Annotated in this window: 15 protein-coding genes and 1 pseudogene; 11 read left to right on the plus strand and 5 right to left on the minus strand. The window is 65.9% G+C overall.

The genetic code is table 11. From position 1 onward, the window contains the following. Nucleotides 1–4 precede the first annotated feature (4 nt). Nucleotides 5–994 (minus strand): dTDP-glucose 4,6-dehydratase, encoded by a 990-nt coding sequence (gene rfbB / locus O159_RS02225; RefSeq protein ID WP_021754139.1) that lies wholly within the window; start codon nt 992–994, stop codon nt 5–7. Nucleotides 995–1066: 72 nt separating this feature from the next. On the opposite strand from rfbB, the gene O159_RS02230 reads away from it, so the two are divergent. Together O159_RS02230 and rfbA are read left to right on the plus strand one after the other, a co-directional pair. Beyond that, on the plus strand, nt 1067–1672 hold the full coding sequence (locus tag O159_RS02230; protein ID WP_021754140.1) for a dTDP-4-dehydrorhamnose 3,5-epimerase family protein: 606 nt from the start codon (nt 1067–1069) through the stop codon (nt 1670–1672). Nucleotides 1673–1687: 15 nt separating this feature from the next. Next, nucleotides 1688–2551: a glucose-1-phosphate thymidylyltransferase RfbA gene (rfbA, locus tag O159_RS02235; RefSeq protein WP_021754141.1), complete on the plus strand. Its 864-nt coding sequence runs from the start codon at nt 1688–1690 to the stop codon at nt 2549–2551. Nucleotides 2552–2556: 5 nt separating this feature from the next. Here rfbA and O159_RS02240 read toward each other — a convergent pair whose 3' ends face one another. Next, complete coding sequence (locus tag O159_RS02240) at nt 2557–3411, minus strand: glycosyltransferase family 2 protein (RefSeq protein ID WP_021754142.1); 855 nt, start codon at nt 3409–3411, stop codon at nt 2557–2559. 137 nt (nt 3412–3548) lie between these two features. On the opposite strand from O159_RS02240, the gene O159_RS02245 reads away from it, so the two are divergent. From O159_RS02245 to O159_RS02270, 6 genes and pseudogenes are all read left to right on the plus strand, one after another. Beyond that, on the plus strand, nt 3549–4832 hold the full coding sequence (locus O159_RS02245; RefSeq protein ID WP_236609521.1) for a rhamnosyltransferase WsaF family glycosyltransferase: 1284 nt from the start codon (nt 3549–3551) through the stop codon (nt 4830–4832). Continuing rightward, nucleotides 4825–5751 carry an NAD-dependent epimerase/dehydratase family protein gene (locus O159_RS02250; protein WP_021754144.1) on the plus strand — a complete coding sequence of 309 codons (927 nt, stop codon included), beginning with the start codon at nt 4825–4827 and terminating at the stop codon, nt 5749–5751. Before O159_RS02245 ends, O159_RS02250 begins: the two co-directional genes overlap by 8 nt. Then, a complete protein-coding gene (locus O159_RS02255; RefSeq protein ID WP_021754145.1) occupies nt 5744–6727 on the plus strand; it encodes a glycosyltransferase family A protein in 984 nt (327 codons plus the stop codon). Before O159_RS02250 ends, O159_RS02255 begins: the two co-directional genes overlap by 8 nt. Nucleotides 6728–7091: 364 nt before the next feature. Further along, on the plus strand, nt 7092–8057 hold the full coding sequence (locus O159_RS02260; protein ID WP_021754146.1) for a glycosyltransferase domain-containing protein: 966 nt from the start codon (nt 7092–7094) through the stop codon (nt 8055–8057). Then, complete coding sequence (locus O159_RS02265; RefSeq protein WP_021754147.1) at nt 7969–8988, plus strand: NAD-dependent epimerase/dehydratase family protein; 1020 nt, start codon at nt 7969–7971, stop codon at nt 8986–8988. The genes O159_RS02260 and O159_RS02265 overlap by 89 nt, the downstream gene beginning before the upstream one ends. Before the next feature lie 30 nt (nt 8989–9018). Further along, nucleotides 9019–9879: pseudogene (locus O159_RS02270) on the plus strand (IS5 family transposase). A 9-nt stretch (nt 9880–9888) separates the two neighbouring features. On the opposite strand, the gene O159_RS02275 reads toward O159_RS02270, so the two are convergent. The 3 genes from O159_RS02275 to O159_RS13075 form a co-directional block, all read right to left on the minus strand. Beyond that, nucleotides 9889–11091 (minus strand): ABC transporter ATP-binding protein, encoded by a 1203-nt coding sequence (locus tag O159_RS02275; protein ID WP_021754149.1) that lies wholly within the window; start codon nt 11089–11091, stop codon nt 9889–9891. Nucleotides 11092–11103: 12 nt separating this feature from the next. Beyond that, on the minus strand, nt 11104–12039 hold the full coding sequence (locus O159_RS02280; RefSeq protein ID WP_021754150.1) for an ABC transporter permease: 936 nt from the start codon (nt 12037–12039) through the stop codon (nt 11104–11106). 115 nt (nt 12040–12154) lie between these two features. Continuing rightward, on the minus strand, nt 12155–14635 hold the full coding sequence (locus O159_RS13075) for a lysozyme (protein WP_201766230.1): 2481 nt from the start codon (nt 14633–14635) through the stop codon (nt 12155–12157). A 226-nt stretch (nt 14636–14861) separates the two neighbouring features. Here O159_RS13075 and O159_RS02295 point away from each other — a divergent pair, with 226 nt between their 5' ends. The 3 genes from O159_RS02295 (at nt 14862) to O159_RS02305 (ending at nt 19187) form a co-directional block, all read left to right on the plus strand. Beyond that, nucleotides 14862–15305: a hypothetical protein gene (locus tag O159_RS02295; RefSeq protein ID WP_021754153.1), complete on the plus strand. Its 444-nt coding sequence runs from the start codon at nt 14862–14864 to the stop codon at nt 15303–15305. Then, entirely contained in the window at nt 15302–17602 is a 2301-nt protein-coding gene (locus O159_RS13080; RefSeq protein WP_021754154.1) for a hypothetical protein, read from the plus strand. The genes O159_RS02295 and O159_RS13080 overlap by 4 nt, the downstream gene beginning before the upstream one ends. A gap of 85 nt (nt 17603–17687) precedes the next feature. Then, nucleotides 17688–19187 (plus strand): DUF2142 domain-containing protein, encoded by a 1500-nt coding sequence (locus O159_RS02305; protein ID WP_021754155.1) that lies wholly within the window; start codon nt 17688–17690, stop codon nt 19185–19187. Nucleotides 19188–19228: the final 41 nt, after the last annotated feature.

Here is a 19228-nt window from a genome sequence, read left to right on the forward strand (position 1 = left end):
GGTCTCAGCTGTCCAGCGCGGCGCGAGCCTTCAGCGGCTCCCACCAGGTGCGGTTGTCGCGGTACCACTGCACGACCTCGGCGAGACCCTGTTCGAACGGCACCAGCGGCTCGTAGCCGAGCTCGCTGCGGATCTTCGAGATGTCCACCGAGTAGCGCAGGTCGTGGCCGAGGCGGTCGGCGACGCGGTCGACGTACGACCAGTCCTTGCCGGTCGCGTCGAGCAGCAGCTGGGTGAGCTCCTTGTTGGTGAGCTCGGTGCCGCCGCCGATGTTGTAGATCTCGCCGGCGCGGCCGTTCACCAGCACCATCGCGATGCCGCGGGTGTGGTCGTCGACGTGCAGCCAGTCGCGGATGTTGTTGCCTTCGCCGTAGAGCGGGACGTGCTTGTCGTCGATGAGGTTGGTGACGAAGAGCGGGATGACCTTCTCGGGGAAGTGGTACGGCCCGTAGTTGTTCGAGCAGCGCGTGATCGAGAGGTTGAGCCCGTGCGTGTGGAAGTAGCTGCGGGCGAGCAGATCGCTGCCGGCCTTCGACGCCGAGTACGGCGAGTTCGGCTCCAGCGGGCGCTCCTCATCCCACGAGCCCTCGGCGATCGAGCCGTACACTTCGTCGGTGGAGACATGGACGAAGCGTTTGACTTCGTTGCGGAGGGCGGCGTCCAGGAGCTGCTGGGTCCCGAGCACATTGGTCTCGACGAAGATCGACGCGTCGCGGACCGAGCGGTCGACGTGCGATTCGGCGGCGAAGTGGACGACGGCGTCCACCGAGGGGAACAGCTCGTCCAGCAGTCCGCCGTCGCGGATGTCGCCCTTCACGAAGGTGTAACGGGGCGAGTCGGAGACCGGCTCGAGGTTCGCGAGGTTGCCGGAGTAGGTCAGCGCGTCCAGAACGACCACCTCGGCCCCTTCCAGGCCCGGATAGGCGTCCTGGAGGGTGCGGCGGACGAAGTTGGAGCCGATGAATCCGGCGCCACCGGTGACGAGAATCTTCATGCGGATGGGCTGCTTTCTATGGGTGAACCGCGCACGAGTCTAGCGTGCAGGCCTGATTGGTAGACTCCCGGGGTGCAGATCCGAGAACTGACGATCCCCGACGCGTATGAGATCACCCCCGTCCAGCACGCCGACGACCGCGGACTCTTCTTCGAGTTCTACCGGTTCGACCGTCTCGAGGAGGCCGTCGGCCACTCTCTCGATCTCAAACAGGGCAACACCTCGGTGTCGCGGCGGGGGTCGGTGCGCGGCATCCACTTCGCCGACATCCCGCCGAGCCAGGCCAAGTACGTGATGGCCCCGCGCGGAGCGGTGCTCGACTTCGTCATCGACATCCGTGTGGGCTCGCCGACGTTCGGCCAGTGGGACTCGGTGCTTCTCGACGACAAGGACCGCCGCGCGCTCTACGTCGCGGAAGGGCTCGGCCACTGCTTCGTCGCCCTGACCGACGACGCCACCGTCAGCTATCTGGTCACCGATGTCTACACTCCCACGCGCGAGCACGGGATCAACCCGCTCGACAGCGACATCGCCCTCACGTTCCCGGTCCCGGAGGATGAGCTGCTGCTCTCGCTGAAGGACACGGACGCACCCGGGCTCGCTGAGGCGCAGGCGTCCGGCCTGCTGCCCACCTGGGACGCCGCACGCGACTTCTACGCCTCGCTCGCCCACAAGTAAGGGAAACTCCACACCATGCGCGGAATCATCCTCGCCGGCGGCTCCGGCACGCGGCTCTGGCCCATCACCAAGGGCATCTCGAAGCAGCTCATGCCGATCTACGACAAGCCGATGATCTATTACCCGCTGTCGACGCTGATGATGGCCGGGATCAACGAGATCCTCATCATCACGACGCCGGAGTACAACGACCAGTTCCGTGCCCTGTTCGGCGACGGCTCCGCGCTCGGCATCCGGATCGAGTACGCGGTGCAGCCCTCGCCGGACGGCCTCGCGCAGGCCTTCGTCATCGGCGAGGAGTTCATCGGCGACGAGTCGGTTGCGCTGGTCCTCGGCGACAACATCTTCCACGGTACCGGGCTCGGCTCGGCTCTGCGCCAGCACACCGACATCGACGGCGCGCTCATCTTCGCCTACCAGGTCAGCGATCCGACGGCATACGGTGTCGTGGAGTTCGACGACGACTTCACGGCGCGCTCCATCGAGGAGAAACCCGCGCAGCCGAAGAGCGAGTACGCGGTCCCCGGTCTGTACTTCTACGACAACTCGGTGGTCGAGATCGCCAAGACGATCGAGCCGAGCGCGCGCGGCGAGCTGGAGATCTCCACCGTCAACGAGCGCTACCTGGAGGCCGGGCGCTTGCAGGTGCAGGTCTTGGACCGCGGCACCGCATGGCTCGACACCGGCACCTTCGAGTCGATGATGCAGGCGTCCGAGTATGTGCGCGTCATCGAAGACAGGCAGGGCTTCAAGGTCGGCTGCATCGAGGAGATCGCCTGGCGGGCGGGATGGATCAGCGACGCGCAGCTGAGCGAGCTCTCGCAGCCGCTGGTCAAGAGCGGCTACGGGCAGTACCTGCGCCGGCTCCTCGGCGGCTGAACGGGTCAGCGACCGCGGGTGAGGAGCCAGGCCCGCACGCTCAGCGCCGCCCTTAGCGCCACTCGGACGGGCGCGAGGAGCGGACCGGGGTACTTCCCTGCGAGGAAGCGATAGGCGCTGTCGTGGTGGACGACGAGCATCCGCTTCGACTCGGATCTCGTGGAGAGCCCGCCGTGATGGATCACGGAGGCTGCGGGCTCGTAGCGGTTGCGATACCCGGACCGGGCGAAGCGGAAACCGAGATCGACATCCTCGAAGTACATGAAGTACGCCTCGTCGAAGCCGCCGATCCGCTCGAACGCCTGGCGCCGCACGAGGACGCACGCGCCGGAGAGCCAGCCGACATCGCGCGCCTCGAGCCTCCGCTCGGAGCGGTACGCGCGCGTCCACGGGTTCGTCGGCCACACGCGGACGAAAAGCGCGTGACCGATCCCCGTGCGCAGCGAGGGAATGCTGCGAGCCGACGGATAGACGGTGCCGTCCTCGTTCAGGATGCGCGGTCCCACCGCCGCGATCCGCTCGTCCGAGTCGAGCCGCTCACGCAGCACCTCGATCGAGCGGGGGCTGACGATGATGTCCGGATTGCAGATCAGGACGGCATCCACCGATTCCGGCAGCGTCCTCACCGCCAGATTGACCGCGCCGCCGTACCCGTGGTTCTCGGCCAGGGCGAGGACCCGGGCGCCGTGCGCGGACGCCACCCGCCGGGTCTCGTCGATGTCGGCGGAGCCGTTGTCTGCGATCACGACCGGATGACCGTTGTCGATCTCGGACTGCAATGAGCCGAGGAAAGAGCCGAATTGACCGCTCGAGTTATAGCTGACCGTCACGACGGCCGTCGCTTCGGCGGATCGGGGCACTCGTCGAGTGTACTTCATCCTCGCGGGGCGCTCTCAGACGCCCTTTATGCAAGGCTCCTCATCCTTCTGTGGCAAGATTGCGGACGGCACCCGACAATGGCCGAACGGCGCAAGACCAGGAAGACGAGAAAGACGACGTGACAGCAGTGAGCAGGCTATTCTCTCGGGCCGTCGAGCGCGGTCCCCGGGTGATCGCACGCAAGACCCGTACGGCCTACTCGATGCTCAAGAACAACGGTCTGCGGGCGACCTTCGGATATCTGAAGTTCAAGATCGGCTCTGTGACCGGCCCCCAGCGTCCTCGTCTGCTGGTCGACCTCGCCGATGCGGCCGCTGTGGACTGGACCGAGCTTCCGGCGCGGATCACCGATCCGATCGTCGTGTCGGACCGGCCGGTGCGGATCGCCTGGATCATGTCCCCTCCCGGCAAGGAGAGCGGCGGGCACCAGAATCTCTTCCGTTTCATCCGTTTCGCGGAGCTCGCAGGGCACATCTGCGATGTCTACCTCTACAACGCGGGCGACGCTGTGATCGACCTCCCGGTCATCCGCGACATGCTCGAGTCGTCGGAGGCCTACCCGAGGCTCGACGGCGAACTCCGGATCTGGGACCGGTCGGTCGGCGTCGCTGACGGAACCGAGGCGATCTTCGCGACCGGATGGGAGACCGCGTACCCCGCGTTCCTGGACGAGAGCCGCGCTCGCCGGCTCTACTTCGTCCAAGACTTCGAGCCGCTCTTCTACCCGCTCGGTTCGGAGGCCCTGCTGGCGCAGAACACCTATCGGTTCGGTTTCCACGGGATCACCGCGGGCGGCTGGCTCGCCGACAAGCTGAGGACCGAGTACGGGATGAAGGCGGACCACTTCGATTTCTCCGTCGATCGCTCGCTGTACACCTTCGACAACACCGGCCGGCGCAATGAGATCTTCTTCTACGCCCGCCCCGTCACCCCGCGCCGGGCGTTCGAGTTCGGCCTGATGGTGCTCACAGAGTTCGCCAAAATGCGCCCGGACGTGAAGATCAACCTGGCGGGCTGGGATGTGTCCAACTGGGAGATCCCGTTCGAGTTCGACAACCTCTCCAGCCTCCAGCTCAGCGAGCTCAACGCTGTCTACAACCGCTGTGCCGCCGGGCTCGTGCTCTCCCTCTCCAACATGTCCCTGCTGCCGCTGGAACTGCTGTCGAGCGGTGTCATCCCGGTCGTGAACGACGGAGCCAACAACCGGATGGTCTCCGGCAACGAGTACATCGTCTATGTGCCCACCTCACCGATGGCCATCGCGCAGAAGCTGGCCGAGATCGTGGATCGCCCCGACGCGCCCGCCTATGCCGCGCTGGCGTCCAAATCCGTCGCCGACACCACCTGGGAGGATTCGGGTCGGGCTTTCGTCGCCGCCTTCGAGAGGGCGATGCGTGGATAGCGCCGCGGTCATCGGAGCCAATGGGTTCCTCGGCTCTCATCTCGTCGACGCGCTCGTGGCCGAAGGGCTGTCGGTCACGGCGTTCGATCGCTTCTCGGCGCTGCCGTCGTTCGGCGCCGGCAGCGTCCGCCTCATCACGGGCGACTTCCTCAATCGGGCCGATCTGGAGCAGGCCGTCACCGGCCAGCGCTATGTCTTCCATTTCCTCTCCACCACGACACCGGCCACAGCGGCCGGCGACCCGACGTTCGACATCCGGACGAATGTCGCTCAGACGGTCGAACTGCTCGAGAGCTGTGCGGCCGCGGGAGTCGAGCGGGTCTTCTACGCCTCGACCGGCGGGGCGATCTACGGCGACCAGGGCAAGTCGGAGTATTCCGAGGCCGATCGCGCGCTGCCGGTCTCTCCTTATGGCATCGGCAAGCTCACGATCGAGCACTACCTCGAGTTCTTCCGCCGCACGCACGGGCTCGACTACACGATCCTGCGCATCTCCAACCCTTATGGAACCCGTCAGCACCTCAATCGCAAGCAGGGCCTCATCCCGATCGCGCTCCGCCGGATCGCCCGCGGCGAACCCGTTCTTCAACTGGGCGATGGCGGGATGGTGCGCGACTACATCTATGTCGAAGACCTGGTGCGCATGATCATGCCACTGGTCCGCGATGTCGGAGCCCACCGCCTCTACAACATGGGCAGCGGCACCGGCTGCTCGGTCGCACAGATCCTGGACGTGCTCCGGGACGTCACCGAGGTGGACTTCGCGATCGATGTCCGTCCGGCTCCCGCGACCTTCGTGGATCGTGTCGTGCTGGACACCTCCCGCTATGTCCACGAGTTCGGCGCGCTCATGTCCGCGACGGGGTTGCGCGAGGGCGTCGAAAGCACCTACGAAGAGATCCGGAGGCAGAGTGACTGACGCGGCGAAAGTGGACGTGACGATCGCGATCCTCACCTACAACGGCGAAACGTATCTGGGACGGATACTGGAGATGATCCGGCGGCAGGACTTCCCTGGCACGGTCGAGGTCCTGGTGGTCGATTCCGGTTCGACCGATGCGACGATCGGCATTGTCGGCTCCTTCCCCGAGGTCGTGCTCGAGCAGATCCCGAACAGCGAGTTCGGCCACGGCCGCACCCGCAACCTCGCGGCGCAGCTCGCCCGGGGCGAGTTCGTCGCCTATCTGACACACGACGCGATCCCCGCGTCGGAGTCCTGGCTCAGGGAACTGCTCGCGCCGTTCTCTCTCGACGAGAAGGTCGTGGCCGTGATGGGCAAGCAGGTGCCGCGACCGGGATGCTTCCCGCTGCTCAAGTACGAGATCCGCGGGATGTTCGCCGGGTTCGGGCCCGATTTCGGCACGACCGTGTTCTACAAGGACGACTTCGCGAAAGACGAGGGCGTGCTCGGAGCGATGAGTTTCTACTCGGATGTGAACTCCGCCGCGCGGCGCGCTTTCCTCGTCGATGTGCTGCCCTATCGCGATGTGCGCTACGCCGAGGACCAGCTGTTCGGACGCGATGTCATCGAAGCGGGCTACAAGAAGGCGTACGCCGGGCGCGCGGCGGTCGAGCACTCGAACGACCTCACCCTGGCCGAGTACGAGTTGCGCATCTTCGACGAGACGGTCGGCCTCCGGGAGATCGGCTTCCCCATCCCGGCGATGACGAAGCGCGAACAGCGCCGTCTCACGGTGCGCGGGGTCCTCGGCGACTCCCTGCGGATACTGCGCGACGGAGACTATTCCTGGAAGCGCAAGCTGTACTGGCTCGCCCGCAACCCCGTCTACCAAATCGTCAAGTGGCGGAGCTATCGAGACTCCACCCTCGTGGACCTCGACGATAAGGACGCGGTGAAGGCCAAATCCCTGGAGCATTCGCGCAAGCGAGGGTGATGCGCCTCCGGCTCGCCCCCGTCGTCCACTCCGGGCGTTTCCACTCCAGTTCTACGAAAGCCCTCAGCGTCGCAGCCGTGAGCCGTCGGCGCGATCGCTTCGCGGCGGCGAGTCGCTCACGAGGAAGAAAAAGAGCCGGTCTCCCTTGATCCGGGCTGCGCGAGACGCTCGGACGATCCGGTGAGCTGATCTTCCGCGCACGGTGGTCGAGCAGTATGCCGCGGAAGGCATCGGCCGTCGAAGACGGCGATCGACCGAGAGGCTGGGGCCTGCTCCCAAGCCGCTCCGGGTAAAGTTGGCAAGGATTTGTTTACCCTTTCTTAAGGGGAGGCAGACGATGCGCCGAATGAAAGAAAGAGGAACGATGACTCCGCGTCGAGCGGTCTACACTGCTCTGCTGGGCGACTACGAGGACATCAGCGAGCAGCCCATCGCACGGGAGACCGATGTGCCGTTCATCTGCCTGACCGACCGCGACGATCTGCTCAGCGACACCTGGACCTTCGTGCTCGCGGAGCTTCCCTTCCCGTTCGACCTCGTGCGTAGCCAGCGGGACTTCAAGATCCGCGGTCATCGTGTCCTGGACGAGTACGACGAGACGCTCTACATCGACAATTCTGTCCAGCTCCACGAGACGCCGGACGTCATTCTGGACGAATGGCTCGCCGACGCGGACTTCGCGGTGTCGGAGCACAGCTTCCGCGAGCGTGTCATCGACGAGTTCGATGAGATCGTGCGACTCAACTACGACGACGCCGGCCGTGTCAACGAGCAGCTCCTCCACTACGCGGAGGCTTATCCCGATGTCCTCCATGAGCGTCCGTACTGGAACGGGATGCTCGCTCGCCGGAGCACTGCCGCGGTGGCGGAGACGATGCGCATCTGGTTCGACCATGTCTTGCGGTACTCGCGGCGCGACCAGCTCTCCGCCAATGTCGCCTTCTCCCTCGGCCCGGCAGGGGTCCACTCCATTGCGGAGAACAACAACCGTTCGTCCTGGCACCGCTGGCCGGTCGATGTGAGACGACGGGTGGAGCAGAGCGTCCTCACCGGACGGCGGACCGGTCCGCTTCTCGCTGAGGTCGCCCGGCTGGAACGCGAAGTGCTCCTTCAGAAGAGCCGTTCTGACGAGCTCGTCGGCGAGGTCGAGGTCGCAGATCGGCGCAGGCAGGCGGCCGAGAGGGAAACGGCGCGGGCCATCGCAGAGAAGGCGTGTATCGAGCAGCGACTCGCCGAGACCCTTGGCACTCTGTCGCGGCGCGCCTCCCGGCCGATCCGCGCCGTCAGAGAGAGCCTGCGGAAACGCACATCGGGAGGGCCGACCGATTAGGGTCCTCGTCACCGGCGCTGCCGGGTTCATCGGAGCCAACCTCGTCCGTGCGCTGCTGGAACGTGGCGACGTCGTCGTCGGTATCGACTCGCTGACCCCGTATTACGATCCGTCGCTCAAACAGGCCAACCTCGCCGGCCTGGTGAACGATCGCTTCCGGTTCATCGAACAGGATGTCGCCGATCTGGACGCCGAGGCTCTGCGCTCGCTTCGGGTCGACGCCATCGTCCATCTTGCCGGTCAGCCCGGCGTCCGCGGGTCCTGGGGCGAGCAGTTCGGCGCTTACGCGCACGCGAACATCTCCACGACGCAGCGACTGCTCGAGGCGATGAAGGCCGTCCCCGATGCGCGCCTCGTCTACGCCTCCTCGTCCTCGGTCTATGGACAGGCCGAGAGCTACCCGACGACGGAAGACACGATCCCGGCGCCTCACAGCCCTTACGGCGTCACGAAACTCGCGGGGGAGCACCTCGTCCACCTCTACCGGGCCAATGACGGACTCGACACCGTCGCCTTCCGTTTCTTCACCGTCTACGGTCCGAGCCAGCGGCCGGACATGGCTTTCACGCGCTTCCTGAAGGCCGCGGCGACGGGCGAACCGGTCCACGTCTATGGCGATGGCGAGCAGATCCGCGACTTCACCTATGTCGGCGACATCGTGGCCGCTGTGCTCGCGGCGATCGACGCGGAGGGGCGCCTCCCCCGCGTGATGAATCTGTCAGGAGGTTCGAGCGCCTCCGTGAACGAGGTGCTCGATGTCATCGGCGACATCACGGGCTGCCCGGTCGAGGTCCGGTACGAGACCTCCGTGCGGGGCGATGTTCTCCGCACCGGAGCCATGAACGACCTCGCCAGGAGCGCGATCGGCTGGACTCCCCGGGTGTCGCTGAGCGAGGGACTCCGTCGCCAATGGAAGGCTGTGCGGGTTTAGAGGTGGTTTCAGTAGTCGGCGTGGCGGTGGTTGTTGTGGCTGGTTAGCGGGGATGCTGGTCGAGTGTCGACGCTTGCTGAGGATCGGTTCATTACGGATATGTTGTGGGAGCGGCTGGAGCCGTTGATTCCGCCTCGGCCGCCTGTGGTCAATGGGCGGGCTGGGCAGCCTCGGGTTCCTGACCGGAAGGTGTTCGCTGGGATCGTGTTCGTGCTGCTGACGGGGATCCCGTGGAAGAAGCTCCCGCCCGAGTTGGGGTATGGGTCCGGGGTCACTTGTTGGCGGCGTCTGCGTGAATGGTCCGAAGCGGGCGCGTGGGATGCACTGCGGAAGATCATGCTCGACGAACTCGGCCAGGCTGGCATGATCGACTGGTCAAGAACCTGCCTGGACTCCGTAAGTGTCCGGGCGAAAAGGGGGGGCGATCTCACTGGACCTAACCCCACGGATCGTGGGAAACGGGGCACCAAGTACCATGTCCTGACCGACCGCAACGGACTCCCGCTGCATGTGGAGATCTCCGGCGCCAACCGACACGACTCCATGCTCGTGGAACCTGTGTTAGACAACATCACCGCGATCAAGGGCGTCGGCCGCGGTCGGCCCAGACGCCGCCCGGTTATCTTCCACGCCGATAAGGCTTACGACAACCGCCGCGTCCGCTGTTACCTGCGTTGTCGTGGGATCAAGGCACGCATCGCACGAATCGGAGTCGACTCCAAACAGTGACTGGGTAAACACTGTTGGGTAGTCGAACGCACCATGGCCTGGATCCTCGCCTTCCGGAAACTCGCCACTCGCTACGACCGCACCGCCTCAACGATCACGGCGCTCGTCGCTCTAGCAATCGCGATCACCAGCGCCCGCAAACTCACCAAAAACGACTACTGAAACCACCTCTTAGCCGCGAGCCTGCGATGTGTCGTTCACCGAGACCTCGACATCCAGGCGGATGAGGCCCGAGCCCTGCTGCGGCGCGTCCACCTCGAAGGTCGCGGCCGGATTCAGGCGGAAGAGCGAGCGTCCCGCACGTTCCTCCAGAGAGCCGTTCACGATGTAGTTGCCGGAGCCGAGCCTGTGGTGCGGGAAGGTGAATTCGACCGTGTGCTCGCCCGCCGCGGTGGGAAGGTCGACGCCCAGCATCGTGGTGTCGACGCCATAGACCGGCTGTCCGGTGGACGTCTCGATCGCGATGCTCGCCACGAGGGGCTCCTGGGCGCTCCTGAGGTCGTACCGGTAGCGGAAGGTGAGATCGCTCGTCGCTGTGACGATGATGCGCTCCTCGGCGACTGTCGCACCGGCGACCTCGATCCCGACGATTCGCGCCGACGGCTCGACCGCCTCGCTGTGGGTGTGTTCGTGCTCCAGGCGTTCCTGCTCGAAGCCGAAGCGCAGAACGCGCAGCCCCTCCGACGGCTCGCCGTCGAAGATCATGTTGCCGTGGTTCAGGACGACGACACGGTCGCATAGCCGGCCGACCTGCTCGGCGGAGTGGCTGACGAGCACGATGGTGCGCCCGTCGCGCTGGAACTCCTGGATTTTGTCCATGCACTTCCGCTGGAACGGTTCGTCCCCGACGGCGAGGACCTCGTCCACGAGGAGGAGATCGGGATCGACATGCACGGCCACGGCGAACGCCAGGCGTACGTACATGCCGGAACTGTAGAATTTGACCTGGGTGTCGATGAAGGACTCGATCCCCGAGAAGTCCACGATCTCATCGAAGTAGCGGTCGGTCTCTTTCCGCGTCATGCCCAGGATCGCGGCATTGAGGTAGACGTTCTCCCGACCGGTCAGGTCCGGATGGAATCCGGCGCCGAGTTCGAGGAGCGCTGCCATCCGCCCCCGTCGCGCCACGGTCCCCGTGGTCGGCTCGATGATGCCGCCGACGACTTTGAGGAGGGTGCTTTTACCCGATCCGTTGTGGCCGACGAGACCGACTGTGCTGCCGATCGGGATCTCCAGGTCGATGTCGCGGAGAGCCCAGAAGTCGTCGCGATGCTGGCGCGAGGCGCTGAAGTTGACGACGCGTTCCTTGAGGGACTTGTCCTTGTGCAGCACGAAGCGTTTGGAGACGCCTACGGCGGAGATGAGTGAAGGCATGGGCATATGGGGTCACAGCTCCTGAGCGAAATTGCCCTGCAGACGGGAGAAAGTCCGCTGCGACAACCAGAGAAGAATGACGCTGACGAGGAGCGTCACGAGGAGGCGGACACCGAGATTCGGAGGCCACACCTGGCTGAGCGCGCCCTCGGACACGCTGCCGGCTGCCCAGAGGGCTTTCTGCATCGAGATGATGGCGACCGTCACCGGGTTGGTGAGGTAGAGCTGCTCCAACCAGCTCCCCTGGAGGAGCTTGTGGACGTAGGTGTACGAGTAGACGATCGGCGACCCCCAGAACAGGATGACGACGGCGATCTCGATCAGATGCTGCGTGTCCCGCAGGTAGACGTTGACCGCCGACAGGAAGAGCCCGATCGCCGTTGCGAAGACGACGAGCGTGACGACCGCCAGGGGCGCCAGAAGCAGGCTGAGGTTCCACCCGAACGGCACGGTGGAGAGGAGGACGATGGCGATCGTCAGCACCACGAGCTGCACCAGGAAATTGAACAATGCACCGCCGATCGCGCTCAGCGGGAAGATCTCACGGGGCAGGTACACCTTCTTGACCAGACCGGCGTTCGCGAGGATCGAGGTCGTGCTGCCGGTCACGATTTCGGAGAAGAGCCCCCACATCGTCAACCCGATGAAGACGAAGATGGCGAAGTCCGGTGTCGCCCGCGCGGCGCCGAGCACCTGACCGATCGCGAAGTAGTAGATCAGGAGCTGTGCCAGCGGGCGGAACAGGCTCCACACGACTCCGAGCGAGCTGTCTTTGTAGCGCGCCTTGAGCTCGCGCTTCACCAGCAGGCCGAGCAGCTCGCGATGCGCCCAGACATCCGAGAGCGAGTGCCGGGTCCCCCGGACGAAGCCGGAGCGCTGTCCGACCCGTTCGAACGGAAGCTCCGCTACGGCGGCGGCACGGGCGTCCGCGTCGACTGGTGTTATCATGCTCTACCTCGGAAGGGGCGGGTCAGGGAAGCATCGGGAGCGATCGCTCCGGGCACGAAGCGAGTTTAGCCTGAGTGTTGCCGGGAGTTTGCCGTAGATCGCGGCGCATGTCCGCTCAAGCGGGCGCACCGGTCGGTATGGCGGCGGCGAAGGCGTTGACCACATCCAGATACGGTTGCCCTTGCGAGAGCTGCACGAATCGCTCAAGTGAGGTGATCGGATGTTTTTTGCCTCCGCTCAGGAAGTAGATCGAACCGTCCGGGGTGCGGACGAACGCGGTCGCGTCGATCCCTTTGGGAACGATAGCGCAGGTGAAGGCGTCCAGCGGGGCGAATGCGAGCGGGTACAGGCTGGACGTCGTGGAACTGAGCGCGTGGACGGAGCCGCCCGCGCTCACATAGCGCTGGCTGCCGCACTGAAGTCCGAAGCTGAGCAGGTCCGGCGAAGTCGGGTAGGCGTTCAGGCGCGCGTCGCTCGTGAAGCTGAATTTGGTGAAGCCCGCTTCTGTGGCCGGATCGAACGTGGAGAAGGGGATCTTGCTGGTCACGCCGTTGACGAGGTAGACAGTGGCATTGCCGGGGCTCCTGACCAGTGTCGCCGGGTCGAGGGCCACCGGCCCGGATGGGAGCGAGGCGATGATGGACTGCGGGACGACGGCGATGGTCGGCGTTCCCCCGCCAGCCAGGGCGACGAGCGAGTCCCAGGAGCCGACCGGCCGGATGTCATCGGGCATGACCAGATAGACGGTTCCTCCCGCGGGCGACATGATCGCGCTGCCGACCTGGATGGGCTGGGTCACCGAGTACGCGCTCGCCGCCGCCGCCGGGGCTGTGACCGCGGTGAACGAGGCTCCGCCGACACCGGCTGCCCAGGGGCGGAGGCCGTTGGAGGAGATGACCGTCACCGACGAATCCGCCGCCGACCGGAACGCGCCGGTGAACCGAGTCCCGGCAGTCAGCTGCGCGACACTGGCCGGTTGCAGGGTTCCGACCGCCAACTGGGGCAGGCCGACCAGGGAAGCCGCGCTCGGGTCGATGGGGGAAGCGCTGCCCCCGATGAGAAGCACCCCTGTGCTGCTGCCCGCCGTCATCGCGTAGACGTTGTCCCGGACGACCGGTGCGCCGAACGCGAGGAAGGAGAGGGCTGTGGCGGAGAGGCTGTTGGCGCTGCCGGTGAGCCCCGCCTGCGCGAGCGAGACTTTGTCGAGCACCTCGTGCTTCTTACCGCCGGTGACGTAAAAGAGCGGGCCGCCCGCGGACGTCATGAGCGGCGTCACCGCGGGTCCGAGCGCGAAAGCAGCGGTTTGCGTCGCCGTGAGCTGGACATAGCCGCTCGGGTCGCAGCTGCCTCCGTAATCGGAGACGAGACCGCAGGAAGCGAACGGGAGCCTGATCCCGGAGTCAGCGAAGTAGATGCTTCCGTCCTGTCCGCGGATGATCGGGCCGGCCGCGTGCTGCGTGGCGAACTGATCGAGGTAGGATTGGGGGACGTATCCCACCTGGCCGAGGACGCTGAAGGTGCTGAGAGTGCTCGTGTTGGTCACCGGATACTTGTTCGCCCCGGACACGAGGTACACCGATGCGTTGTTCACCGTCCGCACGAGGCTCGATGTCAGTCCGAAGCTCTGGAGGTCGCGCTCGGAGCCGTTGAACACATCCTGGTCTCCGGGGAAGACTCCGCGGCTGGCGAACTGCCAGAGCGTGTACGAGGACCAGCCGGCGGGAAGGGCGCCCGCGCCGTCGGAGATGTTGTTGGGGTACCGGGCGATGAAGAGGGGGTTCGCCGCGAACGCCGCGCTGTTGCCGGTGCAGAGCTTCCACCAGTTGGTCGTCGAGTAGATGGCGGGCTGGCGGCCGGTTCGAGCCTGCACGGTCTGCGAGAAATCGTAGATCCACGACACCATGGCTGCCGGGGAAAGTCCGTAGCAGGTCGCGCCGTACGGGTTGTACTCGATGTCGAGCAGAGGAGGCATGGTGCGGCCGTCGGCCGTCCCCTGCCCGCCGTGGTCGAGGAACCAGTTGGCCTGGGCCGCCCCGGAGGAGGTGTTGGGAGTCGCGAAGTGATAAGCGCCGTGGAGCAGTCCGGCGTTGAACGAGTCGGTGTACTGCTCGGCGAACTGGCTGCTCACGTAGTCCGTGCTCTCTGTCGCCTTGACGTAGGCGAACCGGGCGCCGTTGGCCGCGATGGCGGCCCAGTCGCTGGCGTTGAGCACTTGCCAGCCGCTGACGTCGAGGCCGGGGACGCCGGGTGGGAACCCTGTCGCGCTGAAGGTGCGCGCTTGAGATCGCGAGCCCTCGGCGGCCGGTTCGTTCGCGGCGATGGTCGAGCCCATGCTGTGATCGCGCGCCGTGTTCATCGTGGCGAGCGGCGGGTCGGCAGAGACGGCTTCACCTGCTCCCGTCGTGGGCTTGGGGGTGCTGGGCGCCGGTGTCGGTGCTGGTGTGCTCGTCGGTGTCGGTGTCGGCGCGTCCGCCGAGAGCGGTGCGGGGGACGGCGTCGGCGTCGACGCGGCTGCCGGGAGCGAGCCGGTGGGCGACCCCAGCGAGAGCGCCGCCGCAGCCGACAGCGCAACGAGAATGCGAAAAGTCTCATGCATGCGAGGGGCCTCGCTTCCGATGGTGATCTGCCTCGGACACTAATAACAGGGATGTCCGAACCGTGGATGCCGTATTGCTGTATCTAAACAACGGAGAATCCCCGACGCACGCGACCACCCTTCAACGGGGGGGGGCGACCCGCCCGGCTTGTGCGAAGGGAGCTCCTCGCTTCGCCGCGTATCCTGAGGTGACGATTCCCCCATCAATCGTGAGGACGCCTCTCCCATGAAGACCAGAGCACTGCCACTCGTCGCCGTCTTCGGGCTCCTGTCTGCCTGCTCGATCGCCCTGTGCGCCTGCGCGTCGCCCGCCGTCGGCCCCCAGCCCCACCCGACGAAGCCCGTCCTCGACACGCCGTTCGAGTCGGCCACGGTAGAACCGGTGCTGGTCGTCGCGTCGGTGGACGTCGACGGGAAGCATGTCACCGCGTCGGGCTATGTCCAGGGCGTCATCGAGGAGTGCGGAACCTGCGTCTACACCTTCACACGCAACGGTTCGCCGACCATCACCGTCGAGCGTGAGGCCGTGGCGGACCGCGCGACCACCTCGTGCGGGACGGTCCATCCGGACGCTGCGGAGTTCGCGCGGGGGTCGTGGAGCGTCGCACTCGGCTATGCGGTTCACGGCCACGATTACCGCTCGACCCCGGTCGAACTGGAGATTCCATGATGCGCAGCACGTCCATCGTCACCGTCCTGATCGGAGCGCTCGTGGGCGGTCTGCTCACGGTCGCGCCCGTCGCGATGGTGGCGCCCGCGCCTGCCACGGCCGCCGATGCGAGACTCTTCGATCCGGGCAACATCATCAGCGATGCGCTGTTCTTCGACGGCGATTCGATGACCGCGGACCAGGTTCAGAGCTTTCTCAACGGCAAGGTGACGTCCTGCCGTTCCGGCTACACCTGCCTGAAGGACTACGCACAGCAGACACAGACCCGTGCTGCCGTGGACGGACGCTGCGCCGCCTACACGAGTCAGGGCACCGAATCGGCAGCGACGATCATCGCGAAAGTCGGCGAGGCGTGCGGGGTCAGCCAGCGGGCGATCCTCGTCTTGCTCGAGAAGGAGCAGAGCCTCGTCACCGACACCTGGCCGGGAGCAGGTCAGTATCGGAGCGCGACCGGATACGGCTGCCCCGACACAGCGGGCTGCGACACCCGGTACTACGGGTTCTTCAACCAGGTCTACAACGCGGCGCTGCAGTTCAAGCGCTATGCGGCCAGTCCGACGAGCTGGAACCACATAGCGGGCCGGGTCAACCAGATCCGGTTCAGCCCCACGGCCTCCTGCGGCAGCGGCTCCGTCTTCATCCAGAACCAGGCGACTGCCGGCCTGTACAACTACACGCCCTATCAGCCGAACGCCGCCGCGCTCGCGAACCTCTACGGCACCGGCGACTCGTGCAGCTCGTATGGGAACCGGAATTTCTGGCGTCTGTACACCGACTGGTTCGGATCGACCACGGGAGCGTCCAGTCTCGCGCGGACTGTCGACAACGGCACCGTCTACGTCCTGAGCGGCACGGTCAAATACCCGATCGCCAGCATCGACCTGCTCACCGCTCTCTCGCCTCTGGGCTCCGTCGGCTACGTGTCGCAGCAGTACCTCGACGGGTACCGCACCGGTCCGATCGCCGGGAGGATACTGCGCGGCAACGACGGGTCCGTCTATTTCTTCGACTCGGGGCTGAAGCTCCCGTTCGGTTCCTGCGGCCTTGTGGCCGACTACGGCGGTTCGTGTTCGGCCACCGGATACATGCAACTGACGGACGCCCAGCTCGCCCGCTTCACGACCGGACCGCTCATGACTCCCGCGCTCGGCACGACGAGCGGTTCCCGGTATTTTGTGACGGTCGGCACCAAGCGTGAGATCCTCGACGATGCTTCGCAGCAGGCGGCGGGCATCCCTCTCGCACGGAATGTCCTCACCGAGTCCGCTGTGGCCGCTCTGCCTCTGGGCGCCCCGGTGATCGCCGATCAGTCGTTCGCCCAGCAGCGCGGATCGGCCTCCGTCGCGTTCGTGTCCAGCGGCAGATCGTACTCCGTGGACGCGGCCTCCCTGGGGCAGTCCGGCGTCGCCGGCCGTGTCGGCGGGACGCTGAGCGCTGCGAGTCTCGCTCGCGTCCCTGCTTCCGGTGTCTCGTTCACCGGTCTGGTGAGCGTGCCGGGAAGCGGTTCGACGTCGGTGCTCGGTTCCGGCGGCAGATTCGTCTGGGCCGGAGGCGGCGGTGTCGCGAGTGCCTCAGCGACGCCGGTGACGCAGGCCTTCCTCGACAGTTTCCCGGTGAAAGGCACGGTGAGCGTCGGGTCCTTTGTGAAGGGGGACGGCGCGACAGTCTACATCGTGGGGCCGAGCGATCTCAAGCCGATCTCGTCGTGGGGTTCGCTTCTCGCGCTTCTTCCGCCCGGTGCCACGCCCACGATCATGACGATGCCCACGGCCGCATTGGCCGCGCTTCCGGCCGGCCGCGTCGCGCTGACGTCGGGGACGCTCGTCCGGAGTCCGGAGAACGCCACGGTCTATCTCGTGAACGGTCTGTCGAACAAGATCGCGTTCTCGACGTTCGACGTCACTGCCTCGATCGGCGTGGACGGCCTCTCCTTCGTGTCGCAGAGCGTCCTCGACGGGTACCCGGTCGCTGGGTCGCTTCTCGGCTACGGTGTCACCTGCCGTGGCGTCGACTATGTCGGAGCCTCGGGCACGCTGCGCGCCCTGGATGCGACTACCAAGCCGCTCTATCCGGTCAGCTTCACCGCTCTGGACGACTACACCTGCGCCCGATTGACCGTCGGCGCTCCCGCGACGAAGTTCATCCGCACTCCAGACGGCAGCATCTTCCTCCTCGAGGGCGGAAAGAAGCGGCCGATTGCGAATATGAACCGATTCGCCGAACTGGGTGGAGCCGTCGGCTGGACATCGGTGAGCGCGGGGTTCGGCGCGTCGATACCCACCGGTCCGCTGGCCTGACACACTCCGGCCGAGTTCGAAGTCGTGGTTTGTCCGCACTAGGGTGGGTAGCTCGACAGCGACCCGGAAAGAGAGTCCGTCCTCTGTGATCAAGGCAGCCGAAGGCACCAGCGCACTGCGCATCGTCCGCATCCTCCTGATGCCCGTTCTCGCTCTCCTCGTCTTCGGTGCGTGGGCGCTTTCCTCGCCACCGGGTTCCAGCCCGGACGACGACTTCCACCAGACCAGCATCTGGTGCGCCGACGGCGTCGTGAACGGGACCTGTGACGCCAGCTCGCGGCCCGGCCACTACACGGTTCCGCCGCTTGTGGCCAACGGCTCGTGCTACGCCTTCAAACCCGACGAGAGCGGCGCCTGTCAGGCGACGGTCGCCGGTACCCCGACGACAACCGACCGAGGCAACTTCGATGGCCTCTACCCGCCTTTCTATTACGCGTTCATGCACACCTTCGTCACCGGGGACGTCAACGTGTCCATCGTCGCTATGCGGCTTGTGAACGCGATCATCTTCGTCGCGCTGACGAGTGTCCTGTGCTGGCTGCTGCCGGCGCGGAGACGCTGGAACCTCGTGTGGTCGCTCGCGATCACGATGATCCCGCTCGGCCTCTTCCTCATCCCTTCGGTGAACCCCAGTTCCTGGGGCCTGATCTCTAGCGGGCTGGTGTTCCTCGCCGTCGTCGGCTACTTCGAGTCGACGGGATGGCGGCGGACGGCGCTGGGTGCTGTGGCGGTCATCGCCGCTTTCCTCGGCGGCGCCGCCCGATCGGACGGCGCTGTCTTCAGCGTCCTCGCCACGGGCGCGGCCATCCTCCTCACAATGAAGCGGGACCGGAAGTACTGGCTGTCGGCGCTGCTCGCGCTCGGCATCGTGCTGCTCTCGGCGGCGTTGTTCGCGACCTCGCACCAGAGCGGAAGCGCTCTCTCCGGAGGTCTGGCCTCGGGGGGCAAGGGCACGGCGGACTGGTCGTTCTGGTTCCCCATTCTCGGTCAGCTGCCCGTGCTCTGGGCGGGCGGGCTGGGCGCCGTGTTCGGGCTGGGGTGGGTGGACACGCAGATGCCCGGTGGTGTGTGGGTGGTCACGATCATGGTGTTCGCTGCGCTCGTCTTCGCCGGTGTGCGCATCATGGGACTGCGCAAGGGGCTCGTTCTCTCGGGCGCCGCGGCGGGGTTGATCCTGCTTCCGTTCTACCTTCAGGTCTTCACCGGCACACTGGTCGGAAACCAGGTGCAGCCGCGGTACATCCTCCCCATCCTCATCATGTTCGCAGCGGTCGCTCTCTGGGAGTCGGAGGACCGCCGCTTCGATCTCACCCGGACACAATGGTGGGTCCTCGCCGGGGGTCTGGGAGTCGCTCAGGCGCTGGCTCTGCACACCAACCTCCGTCGTTATGTCACGGGGGCCGATGTTCTGAACGTCAACCTGAGTACCAGGGTGGAGTGGTGGTGGAACATCCCCGTCACACCGATGTGGCTCTGGGTTCTCGCTTCGGGCGCCTTCCTCGCTCTGATGGCGCTCATCGTCATCGAATTCTCCCGAGTGAGCCCGAAGGCGGGCGTCCCTCGGCAGCCGAGTGCGCTGACCTGACCGGCTGACATCGGTTCGGACGCGGCGGCAGCGGCTGCTGA

Origin of the sequence: Leifsonia xyli subsp. cynodontis DSM 46306, from assembly GCF_000470775.1 — a bacterium.
Taxonomy (GTDB): domain Bacteria; phylum Actinomycetota; class Actinomycetes; order Actinomycetales; family Microbacteriaceae; genus Leifsonia; species Leifsonia cynodontis.